20 protein-coding genes and 3 tRNA genes are annotated in these 21,067 nt (G+C 61.0%); 12 read left to right on the top strand and 11 right to left on the bottom strand.

Going from position 1 to position 21,067, the window contains the following annotated elements; all coding sequences use genetic code 11:
- The first annotated feature begins 149 nt into the window (after window positions 1–149).
- Window positions 150–1,829: a methyl-accepting chemotaxis protein gene (locus tag GV818_RS35305; protein WP_161776904.1), complete on the top strand. Its 1,680-nt coding sequence runs from the start codon at window positions 150–152 to the stop codon at window positions 1,827–1,829.
- A gap of 178 nt (window positions 1,830–2,007) precedes the next feature.
- On the opposite strand, the gene yegQ is transcribed toward GV818_RS35305, so the two are convergent.
- Entirely contained in the window at window positions 2,008–3,333 is a 1,326-nt protein-coding gene (gene yegQ, locus GV818_RS15020) for a tRNA 5-hydroxyuridine modification protein YegQ (RefSeq protein ID WP_161776903.1), read from the bottom strand.
- A gap of 158 nt (window positions 3,334–3,491) precedes the next feature.
- Between yegQ and GV818_RS15015 the strand changes: the two genes are divergently transcribed.
- Entirely contained in the window at window positions 3,492–4,553 is a 1,062-nt protein-coding gene (locus GV818_RS15015; protein ID WP_161776902.1) for an AI-2E family transporter, read from the top strand.
- Here GV818_RS15015 and GV818_RS15010 read toward each other — a convergent pair.
- The 3 genes from GV818_RS15010 to GV818_RS15000 form a co-directional block, all read right to left on the bottom strand.
- Window positions 4,550–4,732: a hypothetical protein gene (locus GV818_RS15010; RefSeq protein WP_161757359.1), complete on the bottom strand. Its 183-nt coding sequence runs from the start codon at window positions 4,730–4,732 to the stop codon at window positions 4,550–4,552. The genes GV818_RS15015 and GV818_RS15010 overlap by 4 nt on opposite strands.
- A gap of 115 nt (window positions 4,733–4,847) precedes the next feature.
- Window positions 4,848–5,042 (bottom strand): hypothetical protein, encoded by a 195-nt coding sequence (locus GV818_RS15005; protein ID WP_161757360.1) that lies wholly within the window; start codon window positions 5,040–5,042, stop codon window positions 4,848–4,850.
- Between the two features lie 249 nt (window positions 5,043–5,291).
- Window positions 5,292–5,645: a hypothetical protein gene (locus tag GV818_RS15000; RefSeq protein WP_161757361.1), complete on the bottom strand. Its 354-nt coding sequence runs from the start codon at window positions 5,643–5,645 to the stop codon at window positions 5,292–5,294.
- Between the two features lie 255 nt (window positions 5,646–5,900).
- Between GV818_RS15000 and GV818_RS14995 the strand changes: the two genes are divergently transcribed.
- Window positions 5,901–6,719: a shikimate 5-dehydrogenase gene (locus GV818_RS14995; RefSeq protein ID WP_161757362.1), complete on the top strand. Its 819-nt coding sequence runs from the start codon at window positions 5,901–5,903 to the stop codon at window positions 6,717–6,719.
- Between the two features lie 26 nt (window positions 6,720–6,745).
- Here GV818_RS14995 and GV818_RS14990 read toward each other — a convergent pair whose 3' ends face one another.
- Window positions 6,746–7,396: a YceH family protein gene (locus tag GV818_RS14990; RefSeq protein ID WP_161757363.1), complete on the bottom strand. Its 651-nt coding sequence runs from the start codon at window positions 7,394–7,396 to the stop codon at window positions 6,746–6,748.
- Between the two features lie 233 nt (window positions 7,397–7,629).
- Window positions 7,630–10,149, bottom strand: coding sequence for a flavin-containing monooxygenase (locus GV818_RS14985; protein WP_161776901.1), 2,520 nt, complete (start codon window positions 10,147–10,149; stop codon window positions 7,630–7,632).
- 175 nt (window positions 10,150–10,324) lie between these two features.
- Here GV818_RS14985 and GV818_RS14980 point away from each other — a divergent pair, with 175 nt between their 5' ends.
- Window positions 10,325–11,353, top strand: coding sequence for an AraC family transcriptional regulator (locus GV818_RS14980; RefSeq protein WP_161776900.1), 1,029 nt, complete (start codon window positions 10,325–10,327; stop codon window positions 11,351–11,353).
- A 71-nt stretch (window positions 11,354–11,424) separates the two neighbouring features.
- A complete protein-coding gene (locus GV818_RS14975) occupies window positions 11,425–11,934 on the top strand; it encodes a DUF1993 domain-containing protein (RefSeq protein WP_161776899.1) in 510 nt (169 codons plus the stop codon).
- A gap of 114 nt (window positions 11,935–12,048) precedes the next feature.
- On the opposite strand, the gene sstT is transcribed toward GV818_RS14975, so the two are convergent.
- Window positions 12,049–13,281: a serine/threonine transporter SstT gene (sstT, locus tag GV818_RS14970; RefSeq protein ID WP_161776898.1), complete on the bottom strand. Its 1,233-nt coding sequence runs from the start codon at window positions 13,279–13,281 to the stop codon at window positions 12,049–12,051.
- A gap of 354 nt (window positions 13,282–13,635) precedes the next feature.
- Here sstT and GV818_RS14965 point away from each other — a divergent pair, with 354 nt between their 5' ends.
- Window positions 13,636–14,793, top strand: a complete 1,158-nt coding sequence (locus GV818_RS14965) for an MFS transporter (protein ID WP_161757368.1) — start codon at window positions 13,636–13,638, stop codon at window positions 14,791–14,793.
- Here GV818_RS14965 and nhaR read toward each other — a convergent pair whose 3' ends face one another.
- The gene (gene nhaR, locus GV818_RS14960) at window positions 14,794–15,699 is read right to left on the bottom strand and encodes a transcriptional activator NhaR (protein WP_161757369.1); all 906 of its coding nucleotides are present in this window, start codon (window positions 15,697–15,699) and stop codon (window positions 14,794–14,796) included.
- Window positions 15,700–15,833: 134 nt separating this feature from the next.
- On the opposite strand from nhaR, the gene GV818_RS14955 reads away from it, so the two are divergent.
- The gene (locus GV818_RS14955) at window positions 15,834–16,082 is read left to right on the top strand and encodes a hypothetical protein (protein WP_161776897.1); all 249 of its coding nucleotides are present in this window, start codon (window positions 15,834–15,836) and stop codon (window positions 16,080–16,082) included.
- Between the two features lie 30 nt (window positions 16,083–16,112).
- A complete protein-coding gene (locus GV818_RS14950; RefSeq protein WP_161757371.1) occupies window positions 16,113–16,868 on the top strand; it encodes a TerC family protein in 756 nt (251 codons plus the stop codon).
- Between the two features lie 73 nt (window positions 16,869–16,941).
- Here the strand turns inward: GV818_RS14950 and GV818_RS34130 are convergent, their stop codons facing one another.
- The gene (locus tag GV818_RS34130) at window positions 16,942–17,112 is read right to left on the bottom strand and encodes a hypothetical protein (protein WP_178124920.1); all 171 of its coding nucleotides are present in this window, start codon (window positions 17,110–17,112) and stop codon (window positions 16,942–16,944) included.
- Between the two features lie 223 nt (window positions 17,113–17,335).
- Between GV818_RS34130 and GV818_RS14945 the strand changes: the two genes are divergently transcribed.
- Window positions 17,336–18,010 carry a peptidase C39 family protein gene (locus GV818_RS14945; protein ID WP_161757372.1) on the top strand — a complete coding sequence of 225 codons (675 nt, stop codon included), beginning with the start codon at window positions 17,336–17,338 and terminating at the stop codon, window positions 18,008–18,010.
- A 56-nt stretch (window positions 18,011–18,066) separates the two neighbouring features.
- On the opposite strand, the gene pbpG is transcribed toward GV818_RS14945, so the two are convergent.
- Window positions 18,067–19,005, bottom strand: a complete 939-nt coding sequence (gene pbpG / locus GV818_RS14940; protein WP_161776896.1) for a D-alanyl-D-alanine endopeptidase — start codon at window positions 19,003–19,005, stop codon at window positions 18,067–18,069.
- Between the two features lie 297 nt (window positions 19,006–19,302).
- Window positions 19,303–20,157: a bifunctional methylenetetrahydrofolate dehydrogenase/methenyltetrahydrofolate cyclohydrolase FolD gene (gene folD, locus GV818_RS14935; protein WP_161757374.1), complete on the bottom strand. Its 855-nt coding sequence runs from the start codon at window positions 20,155–20,157 to the stop codon at window positions 19,303–19,305.
- A gap of 280 nt (window positions 20,158–20,437) precedes the next feature.
- On the opposite strand from folD, the gene GV818_RS14930 reads away from it, so the two are divergent.
- From GV818_RS14930 to GV818_RS14920, 3 genes are all read left to right on the top strand, one after another.
- A tRNA-Arg gene (locus tag GV818_RS14930) sits at window positions 20,438–20,514 on the top strand.
- Between the two features lie 32 nt (window positions 20,515–20,546).
- Window positions 20,547–20,622: transfer RNA gene (locus GV818_RS14925), tRNA-His, on the top strand.
- Window positions 20,623–20,679: 57 nt separating this feature from the next.
- Window positions 20,680–20,764, top strand: a tRNA-Leu gene (locus GV818_RS14920).
- Window positions 20,765–21,067: the final 303 nt, after the last annotated feature.

Raw genomic sequence — 21,067 nt, 5'->3', positions numbered from 1 at the left:
CTTGCCCGCGAAGGCATCGGCAAGGTCGGTGCAAGGCTTCAAGGGCCTCTTCGCCGGCAAGCCGGCTCCTACGGGCTCAGGCTCAACTTTTGTTTTGGCGTGCCGTTAACGCGGTTATCACGCCAATAAAAACTTAGAGTGAGCCCACTATGCGCTTGAGCCTGAAGGCCAAAGTCCTGTCCCTGGCGGTACTCCCGGTACTGCTGTTCGCGCTGGTGATCAGCCTGAGCACGGTGTTCATGTTGCGCCAGCAAGCCCAGAAAGAGGTCGAGGAAACCCGTCATCGCCTGCTGGGCGAGGCCAAGGCCACGTTGCAGAGCTATGTCGAAGTGGCCCTGAACACGGTCAAGCCGCTGTACGACGCGGCGGCGCCAGGGGATCTGGCGGCCCGGGCCGAGGTGGTCAAGCTGCTGTCGAACATCAGCTATGGCAAGGACGGCTACTTCTTCGGCTACGACTCCGAGACCGTACGCCTGTTCAAGGGCAACAGCGCGGACGGGGTGGGCAAGAGCTTCAAGGACAACCGCGACCCCAACGGCGTGTACGTCAACCGCGAGCTGGTGCGGGTCGGCAAGGAGGGCAGCCACTACGTGCAGTACAGCTCGACCCAGCCGGGCAGCGATGTGCTGGTGCCCAAGCTGGGCTACACCGAATACCTGCCCAAGTGGGACATGGTGCTGGGCACCTCGGTCAACCTCGATGGCATCGACGCCCAGGTGGCGGCGGTCGAGACCAGTGTCAACCAGCGCATGGAAGGCATGGTCCTGAGCATTCTCGGGATTGCCGCGGTGGTGCTGCTGGTGATTGCGGGCCTGGGCATGGTGGTGGCCAATACCATGCTGCGTCCGTTGAACCTGATGAAAGCCAACCTTGATGACATCGCCGCCGGCGAGGGCGACCTGACCCGGCGCCTTGAGATCACCAGCCAGGACGAACTCGGCGACCTGGCCTGCTCGTTCAACCGTTTTGTCGACAAGATCCACGGCCTGGTGCGGCAGATCACCGAAATGACCGGGCAGCTCACCGAGCTGGTGACCCAGGTTTCTGACCAGGCCCAGCGTTCGGAACAGGCCATGGAGCGTCAGCGCCACGAGACTGACCAGGTGGCCACGGCAATCAATGAAATGTCTTCGGCGGCCCATGAAGTGGCGCGCAGTGCCCAGGGCGCGGCCGTTGCTGCCCAGCAGACCGATGAAGAAGGCCAGGCGGCCAAGCGCGTGGTGGATGGCAGCATCCAGCAGATCCATGCGCTGGTCAGCGATATCCGTAACAGCGGCACGTCCCTGGACAGCCTGCAGCAGGACGTATCGTCGATTGTCAGCGTGCTGGATGTGATCCGCTCGATTGCCGAGCAGACCAACCTGCTGGCCTTGAACGCCGCGATTGAAGCGGCCAGGGCCGGCGAGGCCGGGCGTGGTTTTGCCGTGGTCGCCGATGAAGTGCGGGCCCTCGCCAGCCGGACCCAGCAGAGCACCCAGGAAATCCAGGGCATGATCGATCGCTTGCAGCAGGGCACCCGGGTGGCGGTGGACGCCATGCGCCGTTCCAGCGACGCCGGCGACGGTACTTCGGTCAAGGCCAACGAAGCCGGGGCTTCGCTGGACACCATGGCCCAGTTGATCGGCACCATCAATTCGATGAACGCGCAGATTGCCAGCGCGGCGGAAGAGCAGACCGCGGTAGCCGAAGAGATCAACCGCAGCGTGCACCAGATCGCCGTGGCGGTGGACAGTGTTGCCGATGAAACCCAGCGCGGCGCCCAGACTTCTCGCAGCCTGGCCGATCTTGGTCAGCGGCTGGGGCGGCTGGTGGGGCAGTTCCGGATCTGAGGCGCTCGGTACTCTTGTGGTGTTTTGCCGGCTTTCGCCAGCCGCTGGCGAAGGCTGCGATCAGGCCGCAGGCCTTCGGTGTTTTGAACGTGCGGCCTGTACCGTCGAAATGCCGCCCACATCGTTTTTCCGGGCCAGCCAGCTAGCAGTCGCAGCCTGGCGCAAAGGCCCGGCTCGGTCAGGCGCTGACGTCGCGCATCAACAGACCGAAACGCAAGTCCACCTGATCGGGGATCGGCAGGTACACGGTGTGACCGTCGCCCGGCGCGACTTCGATGCCTTCACCCTTGGCGTTCTGCAGCTCATGCAGGTCGAAGTGGAAGTTGCCCTTGGGGGTCATCAGTTCCATGTGGTCGCCCAGGGCAAAGCGGTTCTTCACTTTCACTTCTGCCAAGCGATCACGGCGTTCGCCGGTCAGTTCACCAACGAACTGCTGGCGCTCCGAGACCGAGCTGCCGTTCTGGTAGTTCTGATATTCATCGTGCACATGGCGCCGCAGGAAACCTTCGGTGTAGCCACGCTGGGCCAGGGATTCCAGGTCGTTGAGCAGGCTGCGGTCGAACTCGCGTCCGGCTGCGGCGTCATCGATGGCCCGGCGATACACCTGGGTGGTGCGCGCGCAGTAGAAGTGGGACTTGGTCCGCCCCTCGATCTTCAGTGAATGCACGCCCATGCGGGTCAGGCGGTCCACGTGCTGCACCGCCCGCAGGTCCTTGGCATTCATGATGTAGGTGCCATGTTCGTCCTCGAAGGCCGGCATCAGTTCGTCCGGACGATTGGCCTCTTGCAGCAGGAACACCTGGTCAGTGGGTGCGCCCAGGCCCAGGGTCGACTCTGGTTGGTAGGTCTGGACGATTTCCCCGAGGGTGTTCTCGGTGGCTTCCTCGGCCTTGTATTTCCAGCGGCAGGCATTGGTGCAGGTGCCCTGGTTGGCGTCGCGCTTGTTCATGTAGCCCGACAGCAGGCAGCGCCCGGAATAGGCCATGCACAAGGCGCCGTGGACGAATATTTCCAGCTCCATGTCCGGCACTCGCTGGCGGATTTCCTCGATTTCCTCCAGGGACAGTTCCCGGGACAGGATGATCCGGGTCAGGCCCTGTTGCTGCCAGAACTCGACGCTCGCCCAGTTCACCGTGTTGGCTTGCACCGACAGGTGGATCGGCATGGCCGGGAAGTGCCGGCGCACTAGCATGATCAGCCCCGGGTCGGACATGATCAGCGCATCCGGAGCCATTTCGATCACTGGCGCCAGGTCCTTGAGGAAGGTTTTGAGCTTGGCGTTGTGCGGTGCAATGTTGACCACCACGTAGAAACGCTTGCCCTGGGCCTGGGCCTCTTTGATGCCGAGGGCCAGGTTGGCGTGGTCGAATTCGTTGTTGCGTACCCGCAGGCTGTAGCGCGGTTGGCCGGCGTACACCGCATCGGCGCCGTAGGCGAAGGCGTAGCGCATGTTCTTCAGGGTGCCGGCGGGAGCCAGGAGTTCGGGTTTGGCGAGGAGCGTCATGGGGCTGTCGATCGCAAAAGGTCGCGAGGGTAAGCCAGAGCCGCGGGGCATTCATTGACTTGGGTCTATGTCGGGCGCAGAAAAAACGCACTCGGCGGCGCGGCTGCGGACTAAACCTTAGGGCGCCGAATCCTGGCGTTGACTGAGTCGGATCGAAGATGAATCAAAACAACCTGCAAAACAAAAGCCTGGTGCTGTTATTGGCGCTGGTGACCCTGGCCTTTATCTGGATTCTGCTGCCGTTCTACGGCGCGTTGTTCTGGGCGGTGATTCTTGGCATCGTCTTCGCGCCCTTGCAGCACCGCCTGCAATTGAAGTTCGGCTGGCCGCGCAATTTCACTTCCTTGTGCACCCTGGGCATCTGCCTGGTGATCGCCATTTTGCCGGTGATCATCACCAGCGTGCTGTTGGTCCAGGAAGGGGCCGAGCTGTACCGCAAGATTGAAAGCGGCCAGCTGGACATTGCGGGCTACCTGGCCCAGTTCAAGCACAGCCTGCCAGCCTATTTACAGCACCTGCTGGACCGTTTCGGCCTGGGCGAACTCAAGGGGCTGCAGGATAAAGTGGTCAAGAGCGCGATGCAGGGCAGTCAGTACCTGGCAACCCAGGCTTTCAGTTTCGGCCAGGGCACCTTCGAGTTCATGGTGAGCTTCTTCATCATGCTGTACCTGCTGTTCTTCTTTTTGCGCGATGGCCCGGAGCTGGTGCGCAAGATCCGCACGGCGGTGCCCCTGGCGGAGTACCAGAAGCGTCGGCTGCAACTGAAGTTCAATCGGGTGGTGCGGGCCACGGTCAAGGGCAATGTGCTGGTGGCCGTGACCCAAGGTGCCCTGGGTGGGCTGATCTTCTGGTTCCTCGATATTCCCAGCGCGTTGCTGTGGGCGGTACTGATGGCTTTTCTATCGCTGTTGCCGGCGGTGGGGGCGGGGATTGTCTGGGGCCCGGTGGCGGTGTATTTCCTGGTCAGCGGGGCGATTTGGCAGGGGGTGGTGCTGGCGCTGTTCGGGGTGCTGGTGATCGGCCTGGTGGACAACCTGCTGCGGCCGATCCTGGTGGGCAAGGACACCCGGATGCCGGATTACTTGATCCTGATCTCGACCCTGGGCGGGATGGCGATCTTCGGCCTCAACGGATTCGTCATCGGGCCATTGATTGCCGCGCTGTTCATGTCTAGTTGGGCACTGTTCGTCGAGACCCGACCCCGGGTGCAGCTGCCTTAGGTGTGCATGATCCTTTCATTGAGTTGCCGCGACAGGGCCTGGGCGGCGGGTCGCGAGGTCAATGGGCCGCTGATGGGTTCGCCATCGCGCAGCACGTACCAGCAGGCAAGCACTCCCCGCTCTCTGAGCGGTGTGGGAACGGCGCTGCCGATGACCGACATGATCTGTACCTTGGGCATGGCAATCTCCTCATTACGAGGGGTTACCCTACACAGCGCCAAGTGCTACGAAAAATCACCCAGATCGATTGTGGACATTGATGGGGCGAGGGGGAGCGGGCGCGAAAGGGGGGGCTCAGTCCACCACCTGGTCGAGCATATTCAGCACTTCCTGCTCACTGAGCAGGCCCTTGCGCACCAGGTTTTGCGCCAGCAGCGAGAGAAACTTGGCGCTGCGGTGGCCTTCCAGGTGCTTGAGCTCGGTCAGGGCGTCATACACCCGGCTGGAGGTGCAGAGACCGGCAACGCGGTGCGGGTTTTGCGTGGGCATGAGGGTCGTCCTTGTTGTTATGGGCCTGGGGCAGTCGGACTCTTCCGATCTTGCAGGCCTTGAATGACACAAATATGACAGTCGTATGTCGCTCAGGGCATCCGTGCGAGCAACACACTATTGCCGGATTTAACAGCAAATACTGTTCCAATCGCGACATTCAACAGAATTATTCAGACATTCGGGTGGTGGCAAAATACAACAAGCCCCGCTTTGTGGGCGAGGCCTGTGGGTTCATGCGTCTGCCAATTACCAGCGACCGGGGCCGTAGTAGTAATGCGGGCGGCCGTAGTAGCCACGGGGCGGGCCGTAGTACACCGGTGCCGGTTGGTAGTAGACCGGCTGTTGCACATACACCGGTGCCGGCTGGTAGTAGACCGGTGGCGGCGGTGCGGCATACACCGGCTGGGGTTGTACATAGACCGGCTGTTGCACGTAGACCGGCCGATCCTGGTTGGCGATCACCGAGCCCACTACGGCAGCACCGACCACTGCACCCAACGCGGCGGGCCCTACCCAGCCACCACCACCGTGGGCTGAAGCCTGGCCTGCGACAGCGAGTGCACCTATGAGCAAGGCTATCTTGGGGATTTTGGAGATCATGGTTTTTCCTCGGTTCAACCCCTGCGTTTATGGTCTGCACCAGACTCAAGAACTGACGCGGGGATACTTCTAAGACAGCGGCACTTTCAAAATCTGCACAGCCGCTGAGTAAATATTGTGTAAGGTCTGTACCGGCCTCTTTACCGTCATCCCTGGGCGGTGGCGGAGGCACTGGAACAAGCGCCGATATGATCAGGCACAAGCACGGGGCTGACCAATCCCGTCTATCCGAAAGTGTCTTGCGAGGAGATGAATATGCAAATGAACCCCAACAAAGACACCCAGTTGTGCATGTCGTTGTCTGGGCGTCCGGGGAATTTCGGCCTGCGTTTTCACAATCATCTGTATGAGCAGTTGGGGCTGAATTTCTACTACAAGGCATTCAGCAGCCAGGACCTGCCTGGCGCTGTGCGCGGGATTCGGGCACTGGGGATTCGCGGGTGCGGGGTGTCCATGCCGTTCAAGGAAGAGTGCATTGCCCTGGTGGATGAGCTGGATGCGTCGGCCGAGGCGATTGCCTCGATCAATACCATCGTCAACACCAACGGTCATTTGAAGGCCTACAACACCGATTACATTGCCGTGGCGCAGTTGCTGGCGAGCCACGCAGTACCCCGGCAATCGACCTTCGTCTTGCGTGGTAGTGGCGGCATGGCCAAGGCGGTGGCCAGTGCCTTGCGTGACGGCGGTTATACCCAGGGCGTGATCGTCGCCCGCAATGCAGTGGCCGGTCGGGCCTTGGCCAGTGCGTTGGGTTATGAGTGGCAGGCGGAGTTGGGTGACCTGCGGCCGCAGATGCTGATCAACGTGACCCCGATTGGCATGAGCGGCGGGCCCCAGGCGCAGCAACTGGCGTTCGACGCCGAGGCGATTGCGGCGGCGCAGACGGTGTTCGATGTGGTGGCGGTGCCGGCTGAGACGCCGTTGATCGTACAGGCGCGAGCCGAGGGCAAACGGGTTATCACTGGGTTGGAGGTGATTGCGATCCAGGCGTTGGAGCAGTTTGTGCTGTACACCGGCGTGCGCCCGAGCGAGGAGCAATTCCACCAGGCGGTGGCCTTCGCTCGGGCTTGAAACCTGACGCTTTCTATCGCCGCAGATCAGCCTTCGAGTTGAGCCAGGCGCTCTTCCAGGGCGGCGATCCGCGCTTCCAGTTCTTCGATGCGCTCCACTGAGACGGCGCCGCCGGCACTGCGCTCCTGCGGATTGCTGCGGGCGGCGAGGATGGCTTCGATGTCCGCGGGGTCGCCCAGGGAGTGGGTATAGCGGTCTTCGCGCTGGCCGGCCTGACGCGGGATGTGCAGGGCCAGGCCCCTGGCAATCAGGCGCTCAAGCTGGTGCAGGACCTGCTCGTGGTCTTCAAAATCATGCATGCGCCCGCTGCGGGTCAGCAGTTCGTTGACTGTTTGTGGGCCCCGCAGAAACATCAGGCCGCACAGAATCAGCTGCGCCGGCACCAGTTCCAGGGCTTTGTCCAGGCGCTGTTCCCAGCGATCGGCACGGCTGCCCATCACCAGCCGGGTGAAACCTTGGGCTTCGAGGGCGCGCAGGCTTTGTCCGACCTGGCCCTGGGTCAGGTTCATCACCGGTTCGCGGCTGGTTTTCTGATTGCAGGCAATCACCAAGGCATTGAGGGTCAGGGGATAGGTTTCCGGGCTGGTGGCCTGCTTTTCGATCAACGAACCCAGGATGCGGATTTCCGTACTGCTCAGTTGCAGTGCTTCGCTGGGGGTTTCGTGCTCGCTGCTCATAAGTGCTGGTCCCTTGGTCACTTGATGGGTGGGGTCGTGGAAAACCCGGCGCCTTGCGCGCAATCGGTGTCGTGGGTTTTCCGTGGCCGTGTCGGCCACCTTCGAGGGGCTCTGTTTTACCTTCACAAGCCGGTTCTGGCCATCAGAACTTGGTCGAGCAGGGACAAACTGCAGGATTCCAGGCTGGTAACGCCGCCGCGCCTCCTGTAAAGGCCGGCGCGGCGGCGATTGCTTCAACCCGGTTGTGGCTCCGTTGCCGGTGCTGGTGCAGGTATCGGCTCTGCGGTAGGCGCGACCGAGCAGGATGCCTCCAGGCGCTGGCGAGCAAACCGGGCGACATTGCGCAGGGCGTCTCTGGCGGAGCGCAGGTACAACGCCTGTAGCTGAAAGACGTGCCAGCGGCCCTCGTGGATTTCCAGCTGGCAGGGCACCCTGGACTGTCGCGCGCGTTCGGCCAAGCGGCTGGAGTCGGACAGCAGCAGTTCCTGGTCGCCGACCTGCACCAGCAGCGGCGGCAGGCCGCGCAAGTCTGCCTCCAGGGGGCGGTGCGTGAGTGCCTGTGCGGGGGCGGCATAGGCCTGGAGGGCTTGTTCCAGCCAGTCGCGGCGAATCATCGGATCGGCGGCCATTCTGGATTGCATGCTGGTTCCGCCAAGGTCGGGGTCAGTGACCGGCGAGAGAAGAATCAGCCCGGCGGCGATCTCATCGCCACGCTCTTTCAAGGTCAGGGCCAGTGCCAGGACCAGGGCGCCGCCGGCGGAATCACCGGCAATCAGCAGTTTGTCCGCCGGACAGCCCTGGGCGCGGATCGCTTCGTAGCAGGCCAGGCAATCGTCCAGTGCTGCCGGGTAGGGATGTTCCGGCGCCAGGCGATAGTCCGGCACCCACACCGCGCAGCCACTTTCCCTGGCCAGGCGGCTGGTAACGCTGTAGTGGGTGCGTGGATTGCCAAGGCAGAAGGCGCCGCCGTGCAGGTAGAGAATCACCCCCTTGGCAGCCGCAGCTTTGGGTTCGACTACCTGCAACTCCAGCGCCCCGATGTGGCGCTGCTGTCGGGTGACGCCGAGACAGCCGGGCATCAGCCATGCAAGACCGTTGACGATCTTGCGCTGGGTGGCCAGATCCCGGGGCGGGGCCACTAGGGCCCTGAAGCTGGCACGCAGGAACAGTCGCAGGAAGGCGGCATTACCCCGTTCCAGCCAATTCCGCGGGGGCGCCACGCAGTGTCCATCCGCAACTGGGGACGGGCTGGGCAGCGGACTGGAAAGTCGATAGGCCGACAATCCGGCATACCGAGTCAGCCAGCGATAGGACCAGGTGAAACCTGGCCAGTTGGTGCTGTTGTGACCCTGCGCGTCGACATACCAGCTCTTGCACCTGCTCCATACCGAGGTGGCCAGGCATCGCTGGATCCGCTGTTGAAAGCGCTGGTAGGGCAGATCATCTACTTCCAGGGTTTTCGCCCCACTGTCCAGCAGCGCCCGGCGGGCATTGATGACGTGGGAGATCTGGCTTTCCAGCATATGGATGATGGAGTTGTGGCCGAGGTTGGTGTTGGGCCCGTAGAGCATGAAGAAGTTGGGGAAGCCGGGCACGCTGAGCCCCAGGTAGGCGGCCGCACCGTGCTGCCAGGCCGTGCGCAGATCGACGCCGTCGCGGCCGACGATGCGCATGGGGGCAAGAAACTCGGTGGCGCTGAAACCGGTGCCATAGATGATTGCATCCACTTCATGTTGCTGGCCGTCCAGGGTCTCGATGCCCTGTTCGGTGATCTGCCGGATGCCCTGGGTCAGCAGTTCGACGTGGGGTTTGTCGAAGGCCTTGAGGTAGTCGTTGGACAGCAGGATGCGCTTGCAGCCGATGGGGTAGTCCGGGGTCATTTGCCGGCGTAGTTCGGGGCTGGACACCGAGGCGTTCAACAGCTTGCGAAAGGGCCCGCCGACGACCCATTTGGTCAGGCCCTTCAGGTGGGTGAATGCCAGTGCCCGGGATTCGAAGTGTAGGTAATGGGCCATGCGCACCAGCTTCATCCAACCGGGATGGCGGAGGTAGCGCTGCTTTTCCGTTGGGCTGTAGGCGCGGTCGGCCTTGGGCATGATGTAGGCCGGCGAACGCTGGAAGACCTTGAGAGCTGCCACCTGGTCGGCGATCGCCGGAACGAACTGGATGGCCGAGGCGCCGGTACCGACGACCGCCACGCGCTTGTTGGCCAGGGGGTAGTGGTGATCCCAGGACGCAGAGTGGAATACATGGCCCTGGAAGCGTTCCATGCCAGGCAGGTTCGGCAGGGCGGGGCGGCTCAACTGGCCGGTGGCGCTGATCAGCAGGCGGGCGACATGCACCTGGCCGTTGCAGCAGGTAACGCGCCAGCAGCTGTTGCTTTCATCGAAGATGGCGTCACGCACTTCGCTGTCGAAGTGGATATGTCGCTGCAGGTCGTAGGCGTCGGCACAGTGCTGCAAGTAGGCATGGATCTCTACCTGGGGGGCGAATACCCGGGACCAGTTCGGGTTGGGCTCGAAGGAAAACGAATACAGGTGCGAGGGCACGTCGCAGGCGGCGCCGGGGTAGGTGTTGTCGCGCCAGACGCCACCGACGTCCCGGCCTTTTTCCAGCACGATGAACTGGCTGACGCCGGCCTTGCGCAGGGCGATGGCCATGCCCAGACCGCCGAAACCGGCGCCGATGATGATCGCCTCAAGGGGCGCAGTGGAGCTGGACTGCGCGTGCGCAGCAGGTGCGGATTCTGGCATGACGACCTCGTTGTTATTGTTGTGCGGCGCAAGGTTGATCGAACCGGGGCCTCTTCCTTGTGTCAGCGGTGCAGCCCCGATCAGTGAAGCATGCGGGTAACAAACCGTGGACCCCATGCTGTAACGGGACAAGTGTTTTAGTATTTGGGCCAAATCAGCCTTTTTGAGTCAGGCCATGAGCATTCAGTCGTTCACCCGGGGGCCGTCCAGCGCATTGCTGCTGGTGAGTTTCGGTCGTGAAAAGGGCCTGTCGGCAGCGCGTTTGCTGGCCGGTTGCGGATTGTCCCTGGAGCAACTGCAGGACCCCAACAGCCTGTTGTCGGCGGCCCAGGAGCTGCGTCTGGTGAGTAACCTGCTGACGCTGCTGGGGTATCCCCGGGGCCTGGGTTATGAAGTCGGCGCGCGCTATCACTTCTCCAGCTACGGTCTGTTCGGTTATGGCCTGATCAGCAGTGCGACCCCGGCGGATGCCTTGAGCCTGGCCTTGCGTTTCCTGCCGCTGACTTATGCCTTCGCCTCGATCAGCTACCGGCTGGAGCCTGGACTGGGGGTGCTGAGCTTCGTTGAGCCGCAGGTGGCGGATTCGTCGGTGCGGGAGTTTCTGCTGCAGCGGGACATGGCCGCCGCTGCGGTGTTGATGAAGGAAATTGTTGGCCCGGACTTTCGGCTGACGCGGTTTACCCGCAGCACTGCGTGCCCTGTGGAGCGCCCTGTGGGTGAGTCGGAGCAGATACTCGGCCTTGCTCCCGAGTATCGGGCTGACAGTCATGGCTTGGCGTTTGACCAGCGCTTCTTGAGCCGCCCCTTGCCCCAGGCCAATCCGCTGACGGTGTCCATGTGCGAGCAGATGTGCGTACAGCTACTGGAGCGTCGGCAGGCACATCAGGGCGCTGCAGCGCTGGTTCGCCAGCACCTCGATGTCTTGCCCGCAGGCTGCGTGCCGGATCTGCTGAGCATGGCCCGGCTGAGCCGCACCAGCGTGCGTACCTTGAAGCGGCGCTTGCAGGACGAGGGCACGAGCTACCGTCAACTGCTGGCCCAGCAACGTAGCGCCCGGGCCCTGGAGTTGCTGGGCAATCCAGGGCTGAACCTGACGCAGATTGCCGAACGGCTCGGCTTCAGTGACCTGTCGAGCTTTTCCCAGAGCTTCAAGCGCTGGTTCGGTGTTCCTCCCAGCGCTTATCGGCAAGGTCGGCCCGGATAAAGGCCCCTGGCCCATCCGCAGTGGCTATAATCGCTGCTCGCTGTATTCCCGCCATCCATGTCGAGACTGTCATGACTATTTCCCTGTACGCCGCTTCCGTTCCTGTCTTCAAGCAAATGCTCAACGCCTTGAGCGATGTGCTGAACAAGGCCGAAGCTCACGCCACGGCGAAGAATATCGAGCCTAACGCCTTGCTCCAGGCACGCCTGTACCCGGACATGTTCCCGCTGGTGCGTCAGGTGCAGATCGCCGTGGACTTCGCCAAGGGCGTGTCGGCCCGTCTGGCCGAGGTCGAGCTGCCCAAGTACGACGACACTGAAACCACTTTCGCTGACCTGCAGGCGCTGATCGCCAAGGTCCTGGCCTTTATCGAGGGCATCCAGCCTGCGCAGATCGACGGCAAGGAAGGCATCGAGATCGTCACCCGTCCTGGCACCCCGAAAGAGAAGCGCTTCAGTGGCCAGGCCTACCTGCTGACCTATGGCTTGCCGCAGTTCTTCTTCCACGTCACCACCACCTACGCGCTCCTGCGTCACAACGGTGTGGAAGTGGGCAAGCGCGACTACATGGGCGCGTTCTAAAGCTCCCGGCTACGTTCTCCGTGAGCATTTGCCGAGCGCTGATCAGGCAGTTTTCATAGCGTACAAAAAAGCCCGGCCAGGTTGATCCTGGCCGGGCTTTTTAGTGCCTGTTGATCAGGCCGAGGCTTGCGCCTTGTCTTCCTGGGCCATGCAGGCCGCCGCAGTGAAGAGTACGTCGGTGGAGGAGTTCAGCGCGGTTTCCGCCGAGTCCTGCAGCACGCCGATAATGAAGCCCACGGCCACTACCTGCATGGCGATTTCGCTGGGAATGCCGAACAGGCTGCAGGCCAGGGGAATCAGCAGCAGCGAGCCGCCGGCAACACCGGAAGCGCCGCAGGCGCAGACGGCTGCGACCACGCTGAGCAGCACCGCGGTGGGCAGGTCGACGGCGATGCCCAGGGTGTGCACGGCGGCCAGGGTCAGCACGGTGATGGTGATTGCTGCACCAGCCATGTTGATGGTGGCGCCCAGCGGGATTGATACCGAGTAGGTGTCTTCATGCAGGCCCAGGCGCTTGCTCAACTCCAGGTTGACCGGGATGTTGGCCGCCGAGCTGCGGGTGAAGAATGCGGTGATGCCACTTTCGCGCAGGCAGGTCAGGACCAGCGGGAACGGATTGCGGCGGATCTTCCAGAACACAATCAGCGGGTTCATCACCAGGGCCACGAACAGCATGCAGCCGATCAGCACCGCCAGCAGGTGCAGATAGCCGAGCAGGGCATCGAAGCCGGAAATGGCCAGGGTCGAGGCCACCAGGCCGAAGATCCCCAGGGGCGCAAAGCGGATTACCACGCGCACGATTAAGGTCACGCCGTTGGACAGGTCGTCGAGCACGGTACGGGTGGTTTCGCCTGCGTGGCGGATGGCGATGCCCATGCCGATGGCCCAGGCCAGGATACCGATGAAGTTGGCGTTCATCAGGGCGCTGACCGGGTTGTCCACCACGCTCAGCAGCAGGCTTTGCATCACTTCGCTGATGCCGCCAGGGGCGCTGATGGCGACGTCGTGGGTGGCCAGTACCAGGGAGGAGGGAAACAGGCTGCTGGCGATCACCGCCACGACCGCTGCGGCAAAGGTGCCCAGCAGGTAGAGCACCAGGATCGGCCGGATGTGGGTTTCCTGGCCGTGCTTGTGGTTGGCGATCGAGGCCATGACCAGCACGAACACCAGGATCGGTGCCACGGCCTTGAGCGCCGAGACGAATACCTTGCCGATGAAGGTGGTGGACTTCGCCAGTTCCGGCGCCAGCAGGGCAAGGATGATCCCGGCAATCAGGCCGATGATGATCTGCGTGACCAGGCTGAGGCGCTTGAGGGAGTGCAGCAGGGGCGGAGGTGAATCGCTCATAACGGTATCTCTGTTTTTTTAATGTGTGGAGCCTGCCTGCCGTGAGCCCTTGACTGCTAGGGAGTCTGGATTGAAACGGCAGGCGCTGGTGCGGTCGGAAACAGCGACGGGCCATCGAGCGGCTTGAGTGGTAAGTGCGCGCGAGGGCCTGATTTTTTGGCAGGGGCGGACTTTATCACAGCGATCCGGGTTACCGCGCCGATGTGACGATCTGCCACCTGCCTCGGCAGGGTGGGCGGCCACTAGGCGGTTCCCTTGACCCGTGCCGACTCTGTTAAGATTCGCCATCCCCTTTTCTATCCAGTCAGCGGGCCCTTCGGGCTGTCGCTGCTGTCGGTGTTTCTGGAGTTGTCGATGTTGTTGCCCATCCTGCTGTTGTCGGCCGCGGGGTTTACCGTGTTGACCACGGAATTCATCATCGTCGGCCTGTTGCCGTCGATTGCCCGCGACTTGCAGGTCAGTGTGTCCCAGGCCGGTTTGCTGGTGACTTTGTTCGCTTTTACCGTCGCCGCTTTTGGGCCGTTTCTGACGGCCTATTTCGCGCGATTCCCACGCAAGCAGCTGTTTATCAGTGTGCTGGTGCTGTTCGGCCTGGCCAATGCACTGGCGGCCCTGGCGCCGAATATCTGGGTGATGTCCCTGGCGCGATTGGTGCCGGCCCTGGGGCTACCAGTGTTCTGGGCCCTGGCCAGCGAGACTGCAGTGGACATCGTCGGTCCGGATTATGCCGGGCGCGCTATCGCCAAGATTGGATTCGGCATTGTCTGTGCCACGGTGTTCGGGATTCCTGTGGGCACCCTGATCGCTGATGCCTTCGGCTGGCGCAGTGCCTTTGGCATTCTGGCGGTGGTGGCCTTTGCCAAGGCCTTGTTGCTGTTTATCTATCTGCCGGTAACCAAGCGGCACAACCAGCAGGCGAGCCTGCGTTCGCAGTTCCGCATCCTGTACAGCCCGTTGATGCTTGGGCACGTGTTGTTGTCGATCCTGGTGTTCAGCGGCATGTTCACGGTCTACACCTACCTGGCGGACATTCTCGAACGCCTTGCCGGTTTCAACGGCACGCTGGTGGGCTGGTGCCTGATGGGCTTCGGCGCAGTGGGGCTGATCGGCAACTCCCTGGGTGGCAGGGCGGTGGACCGCCATCCGTTGATTGCCTCCATGGTGTTCTGCGCGTTGATGGTTGGCGGCATGGTGGCCCTGGTACCGAGTATTCATTCACCCCTGGGGCTGGTCGCAGCCATGGGTATCTGGGGGGTGACCCAGGCGGCGTTGTTCCTGGTCAGCCATGTGCGGCTGATCAAGGCGGCCCCGCAAGCCCCGGCATTCGCCGCGTCGTTGAACATCGCCGGGGGCAACCTGGGGATTGGTCTGGGGGCGATGGTCGGTGGTCGGGTGATCGATACCCTGGGCCTGGGTAGCCTGGGGTTCGTGGCGTCCGGCTTCATTCTGCTGTCGATCGCCCTGGCATTGCTGCTGATGAATCTGAAAGCGCCGGAGGCGTGCGCTTCCTGATCAGTGGTTGAGGGGCGGGAACAGTTCGCGGCGCGCGCCTTCGGTGATGGCCACGATGCCGGGGTGCTTGACCTTGCGTTCCACGGAAATGGCATAGAACGATTCGGTCACGGCGTCGGTCTGGCCAATCAGTTGCACGCCGTACTGTTGCCTGACTTCGTCGGCGATCACGCTGGGGGCGATAAAGATTCCGCTGCCGGATTGGCCGAACGCCTGCATCAGGGCGCTGTCATCGAACTCGCCGATGATTCGCGGCTGCAGCTGTTGTTCGGCGAACCAGCGCAACAGCCGGCTGCGGACCACAGTTTCCTGGCCGGGAATCAGTAATGGTGCGCCGTGCAGGCCGCGGGGGAAGTCCGCGCCGTGCACTTGGGCCAGGGCCTGGGTGGCGAAGAAGCTGATCCCGCATTCTCCGAGTTTCTGGCTATAGCCCTTGATGTCCAGGTGCGTGGGCATCGGGCTGTCGGAGATCACCAGGTCCAGGCGTTGGATGGCCAGGTCCGCCAGCAAGCGTTCGAGTTTGTCTTCACGGCAGGTCAGGCGGATAGGCTCGCTGAGTTCCATGGTCGGGGCGATCAGGCGGTAGACGATGGATTTGGGTACCACGTCCGCCACACCGACGCGGAACTGGATCTGCTGTTCATCGGGGCGGGCCCGGAGCATGGCTTCCAGTTCGCCGCCGAGCTGGAACATCTGCTCGGCGTAGGGCAGGGCTTGGCGCCCGGCTTCGGTCAATTCCAGCTGGCGTCCGACTCGGCGAAACAACTCGATGCCATAGGTTTGCTCCAGCAGGCTGATCTGTCCGCTGATGGTTTGTGGCGTCAGGTTCAGCTGCTCACAGGCGCGGACGATGCTGCCGGTCTTGGCCACAACCCAGAAATAGTGCAGTTGGCGGTAGTTGAGCATGGCGATTACAAGTTCGTAAAAACCGAAGTATAACTGCTAAAAATACGAATTTTCCTGAAGTATTGGCCTCCTTAGAATGCCTCGCTATCGACGGGGCCTTACTTGGCCCTGTCCGTTCTATCGAGGAAAACGGCATGTCATTCAAATCTTTAGCTGCGGCGTCGGTGCTGGCCCTGTCTATGCTGACCCTGGCAGGTTGCGAACAGGCGGAAAAGAGCGCCCAGCAGGCGCTGGACAAGGCTGCGCAATCGGCCAAGCAGGCCATCGACGACACCCACAAGGCGGCGGAGCAGGCATTGAGTGATGCGACGCAAGGCGTGATCGGCAAGGAAAAACCACAAGACGACAGCGAGAAACCGGCGTCGCCGTCCCAGGAAATCTGATCTTTCATACAACCGATTCAGGATTGACCCATGGATTACCTTTTACAGCTCGCTGCCAGCCCCACCGCCTGGGTCGCCCTGGCCACCCTGATAGTGATGGAGATCGTGCTTGGCATCGATAACCTGATCTTTATCTCTATCCTCACCAACAAATTGCCGGAAAAGCATCGGGCCAAGGCACGGCGCATCGGTATCGGCATGGCGCTGATTCTGCGTCTGGCGTTGCTCAGCACGATTGCCTTCATCGTCCAGCTCACTGAGCCGGTGATTGAGGTGATGGGACAGAGTTTCTCCTGGAAGGACATGATCCTGATTGCCGGCGGCTTGTTCCTGGTGTGGAAAGCCACCACGGAAATCCACCACAGCATGGATCCAGAGCCTGAAGAGACTGCATCCGCAACTTCCGGGGTGAGCATCGGCTTTGCGGCGGCCATCGGCCAGATTCTGATGCTGGACATGGTCTTCTCCATCGACAGCATTATCACTGCGGTGGGCATGACCGAGCATTTGCCGATCATGATCATTGCCGTGGTGGTGTCGGTGCTGGTGATGTTGCTGGCTGCCGAGCCGCTGGCCAAGTTCATCAATGACAACCCGACCGTGGTGATGCTGGCCCTGGGCTTCCTGATCATGATCGGTATGACCCTGATCGCCGAAGGTTTTGGCGCTCATGTACCCAAGGGCTATGTGTATGCGGCAATGGCTTTCTCGGCGGCCATTGAAAGCCTGAACATGTTGGCCCGCAGGGCTCGGCAGAAGCGTCAGGCGGATCAGGCCGGCGCCTGATTCAACGCTATGGCAAACGGCCGTCTGTACTCTTTCGAGTCAGGCGGCCGTGTTGTTTGGGGGAAAAACGCGTTCATTGCACGGTGGCTGGGCGCCGGGCAATTTTTTCCGCATTGATGTCAGGAGCGGACTGCTGGGGTTGATGATGACGGCGGCGAGTGATGCGCAACACGCCCCAGAGCATCGCGGCAGCTACTGCCAGCCAGCCCAGGATCAGCATCACAATGGTCGTTGTCAGGCTCATGAGTGCCTCCTTTCATGCCCCGTCCAGGGCACCGGCTGTTACCAATGCACAGTCTAGTAGCCTCTGTGTTTCAAGCTATTGACCAATAGTCGAGAGTCTTCGAATACTTCGCTCTATGGTTTTCAATTAACTGCGGCCTAACGCTATACCCTCGTCCACGAGCACCCTATGATCAAGGCCCCAGCCGGGAGAGGGTGATCCGGCGTCTGAATAGAGAGCAATGATGGTGCGGGTATTTCCTCGATATCGAGCGGTGTTGCTGGCCAGCGCCTGTGTCTTGAGCCTGGCCGGTTGCGCTGGCAGCGTGCAGCCTGAGATTCAGCGCCTGCCTGAGCGGGTGGAGCTCAGCAGCGTGCCATTTTTCCGCGGGGAGATGTATCAGAGTGGCCCTGGGGCCCTGGCCAGCATGTTGTCGCAGCAGGGCATCGTGATTACCCCCGGGTTGCTGGACAAGCCTTTGCACTTGCCGGGTGGCGAGGCGCAGCTACAGCAGAACATGCAGAGGCTGGCGCGGGAGTACGGTATGGTCGTCTATCCCTTGGATGATCATCTGTCGGCCTTGCTGACCCAGGTCGCCGCAGGTTATCCGGTATTGGTACGGTTCACCGAGGGCTCGACGTTCTGGGCCGAGCCGCGTTATGCGGTGTTGGCCGGATACAACCGGGACAAGCAGACGGTACTGTTGCGCGGCGCGAAAAGTCGCCGTCAGTTGATGAGCTTCAGCGCGTTTGAGTCGGCCTGGAAAAGTGCCGGTAGCTTTGCCGTGTTGATCCAGGCACCCAACCAATTGCCGGCCAAGGTTGATCGTCAGCGTTGGTTGAGCGCAGCCAGCGAGCTGGCTCAGGCGGGTCAGGAGCAAGCGGCGGCCAGGGCGAGTAAGGCGATTGACAGCCACTGAGTTGCTCGCAAACGACAACGGCGCCTAAGGGCGCCGTTGTCGTCAGGGTAACCGGATCAGTGGGACGCTTGAGCGGTACCGGTCGGGCGATTCTTGAGGTTTTTGTCGGCCTTGTAGCGCAAGGCTACGTCCGGTACCGACGTGCTTTTTCCGGTCTCCACCCAGTTGCGGATGCGGCTGGCATCGGCAAAGTGGGTGTATTTGCCGAATGCATCGAGAATCACCAGGGCTACCGGACGATTAGCCATGCTGGTGACCAGCACCAGGCAGTGGCCGGCCTGGTTGGTAAAGCCGGTCTTGGTGATCTTGATGTCCCACTTGTCCTTGTTGACCAAGTGGTCGGTGTTGCGAAAACCCAACGTGTAGTTGGGTTTGCGGAATGCCACGGTCTTTTCCTTGGTGGTGCTCAGCTCGCTCAGCATTGGGTATTTGCGTGCGGCCACCAGCAGCTTGCTCAGGTCGCGCGCGGTGGAAACGTTATGGATCGAGAGGCCGGTAGGTTCTACGTAGCGTGTGTGAATCATGCCCAGGGACTTGGCTTTGGCGTTCATTGCGGCAATGAAGGTGGCATAGCCCCCTGGGTAGTGATGGGCCAGGCTGGCTGCGGCGCGGTTCTCCGAGGACATCAAGGCGATCAGCAGCATTTCCCGGCGGCTCAGCTCACTGTTGAGCTTGACGCGGGAAAACACGCCCTTCATTTCCGGGGTGTCACTGATGTTTACCGAAATGTATTGGTCCATGGGCAGCTTGGCGTCTAGTACCACCATGGCGGTCATCAGTTTGGTGACCGAAGCGATGGGCACTACGACGTCCGGGTTGCTCGAATAGATGACTTTGTTGGTTTGCAGGTCCAGCAGTAGCGCGCTGCCGGAGGCAATGTGTAATTGTGAAGTGTCTCTTGGCGCCGCGGTGGTTTCGCTGGCATCGACGCTATGCGCGATCAAGGTGCCGGACACAGCAAACAACAAGCTGAGAATGGAGAGACGAATTTTCACGCGGGCGGACTCGATAAAAATGGATATGCCGTTTTGCAACGGGCTTTTTTTGGAAAAACGTTACATTTTATGAATATAGCTGAAGAACTGTCGATTGTTCTTCGACGGTCAGCCGAAAACCCTTAAAAACAAAGAAAAAACACGGTTTTTCCCCGAGTGACAAGGCTTCGGCAGAATAGGCCAGATGGGTATCTGAAGGCTAAGCGTCAGGGGCGATAAAGAGAGGGGGGGGTGTTGTGTCATTACAGAATAAAAAAAGCCCGCCAATGGCGGGCTTTCTTGTACGCAGTCGAGCACTTAGTCGTGCAGTGATTCGGCAGCGTACAGGGTGTTTTCCAGGAGGCAGGCACGGGTCATGGGGCCGACGCCACCAGGCACCGGGGTGATCCAGCCAGCACGGGGCAGAGCGGTTTCATAAACCACGTCGCCCACCAGCTTGCCGTCTTCCTGGCGATTGATGCCAACGTCGATGACGATCGCGCCTTCCTTGATCCATTCACCTTTGACCAGGCCTGGCTTGCCAGCGGCAACCACTACCAGGTCGGCGCGGCCGACATGGCCGGCCAGGTCCTTGGTGAAGCGATGGGTCACGGTCACGGTGCAGCCGGCCAATAGCAACTCCATAGCCATCGGGCGACCGACGATATTGGACGCGCCTACCACTACTGCATCCATGCCATACAGATCGGCCCCGGTGCTTTCCAGCAGGGCCATGATGCCTTTAGGAGTGCAGGGACGTAGCAGGGGGATGCGCTGGGCCAGGCGGCCGACGTTATAAGGATGGAAGCCATCAACGTCTTTGTCCGGACGAATGCGCTCTAGTAATAGAGAGGCATCCAGATGTTCGGGGAGCGGCAGTTGCAGCAGGATGCCGTCGATGTTCGGGTCATCGTTGAGGCGATCGATCAAGCCAGCCAGGGCTTCTTGAGTGGTGTTGGCGGGCAAGTCATAGGCTTGTGAAAGGAAGCCGACCTCTTCGCAGTCTTTACGCTTGTGCGAGACATAAACTTGAGAGGCCGGGTCGCTGCCGACCAGAATCACCGCGAGGCCCGGAGTACGCAGGCCTTGCTGGCGACGCTCGGCGACACGTTTGGCGATCTGCTGGCGCAGGCTAGCGGCGATCGCTTTGCCGTCGATTAGTTGTGCAGTCATGACGCGTGATTAACCATCGAGAGGGTGAGAAAAAGAGAACGTATTCTCGCATGTCGGAACGTGAGGGCAAAGGCGCTTGGTCTGCAAATTCCCCTAACCCCTTTAATTAAATGAATTTTTTTCAAAAAAGAGTTGACGACCTAACGGACCGTCTATAACATTCGTCGCACTTGTCGGGCACAGCCTAGCACTGGTTAAGAAGGTCGGGCAGAGTTGATGTTTAATTCGTAACGACTGAAAGCAATTAGTTTGTAATCGTTAAAGAATACAGATTAATAAGGCGCCCGTAGCTCAGCTGGATAGAGCATCCGCCTTCTAAGCGGATGGTCGCAGGTTCGAGTCCTGCCGGGTGCGCCATTAGGCAGCTTTGGCACAAGTAACGCAATATGGTGGGCGTAGCTCAGTTGGTAGAGCACAGGATTGTGACTCCTGTTGTCGTGGGTTCGATCCCCATCGTCCACCCCATATTCGAAGGAGGCGCCAGATTAACAGTCTGGCGCCTTTGCTTTAAAAGCTTGTTAAGCGGACGTGGTGGAATTGGTAGACACACTGGATTTAGGTTCCAGCGCCGCAAGGTGTAAGAGTTCGAGTCTCTTCGTCCGCACCAATAAAGTAGCTAGTTAATAGCAGATGACGGCGCAGCACCTGAAAAGGGCTGCGCCGTTTTCGTTTCTGGGTTCGACGCTGGCATGGCTGTATGTGCTGGGTTGGCCAGGCGATGAAATGGTTGCCCCTTGGTCGCAGAGTGTTTGGCTCCGGCTGGTGGGTGGTGGTTGTCGGGGGTGTGCTGATCGATGCCTTCTATATATAGAGGGGTTGGTGCAGAGGCCCTGGTTTGATTCGTAGTATTTGCTCTCATGGCGAGGTTCAATCCTTTGTCCCCGCCTTCACATTGTCGGCTGTTTTTTAC

Origin of the sequence: Pseudomonas sp. Fl4BN1 (genome assembly GCF_009908285.1) — a bacterium.
Classification (GTDB): Bacteria; Pseudomonadota; Gammaproteobacteria; order Pseudomonadales; family Pseudomonadaceae; genus Aquipseudomonas.
Note: the sequence above shows the minus strand (reverse complement) of the source record. Positions and strands in the feature narration are given on the sequence as shown.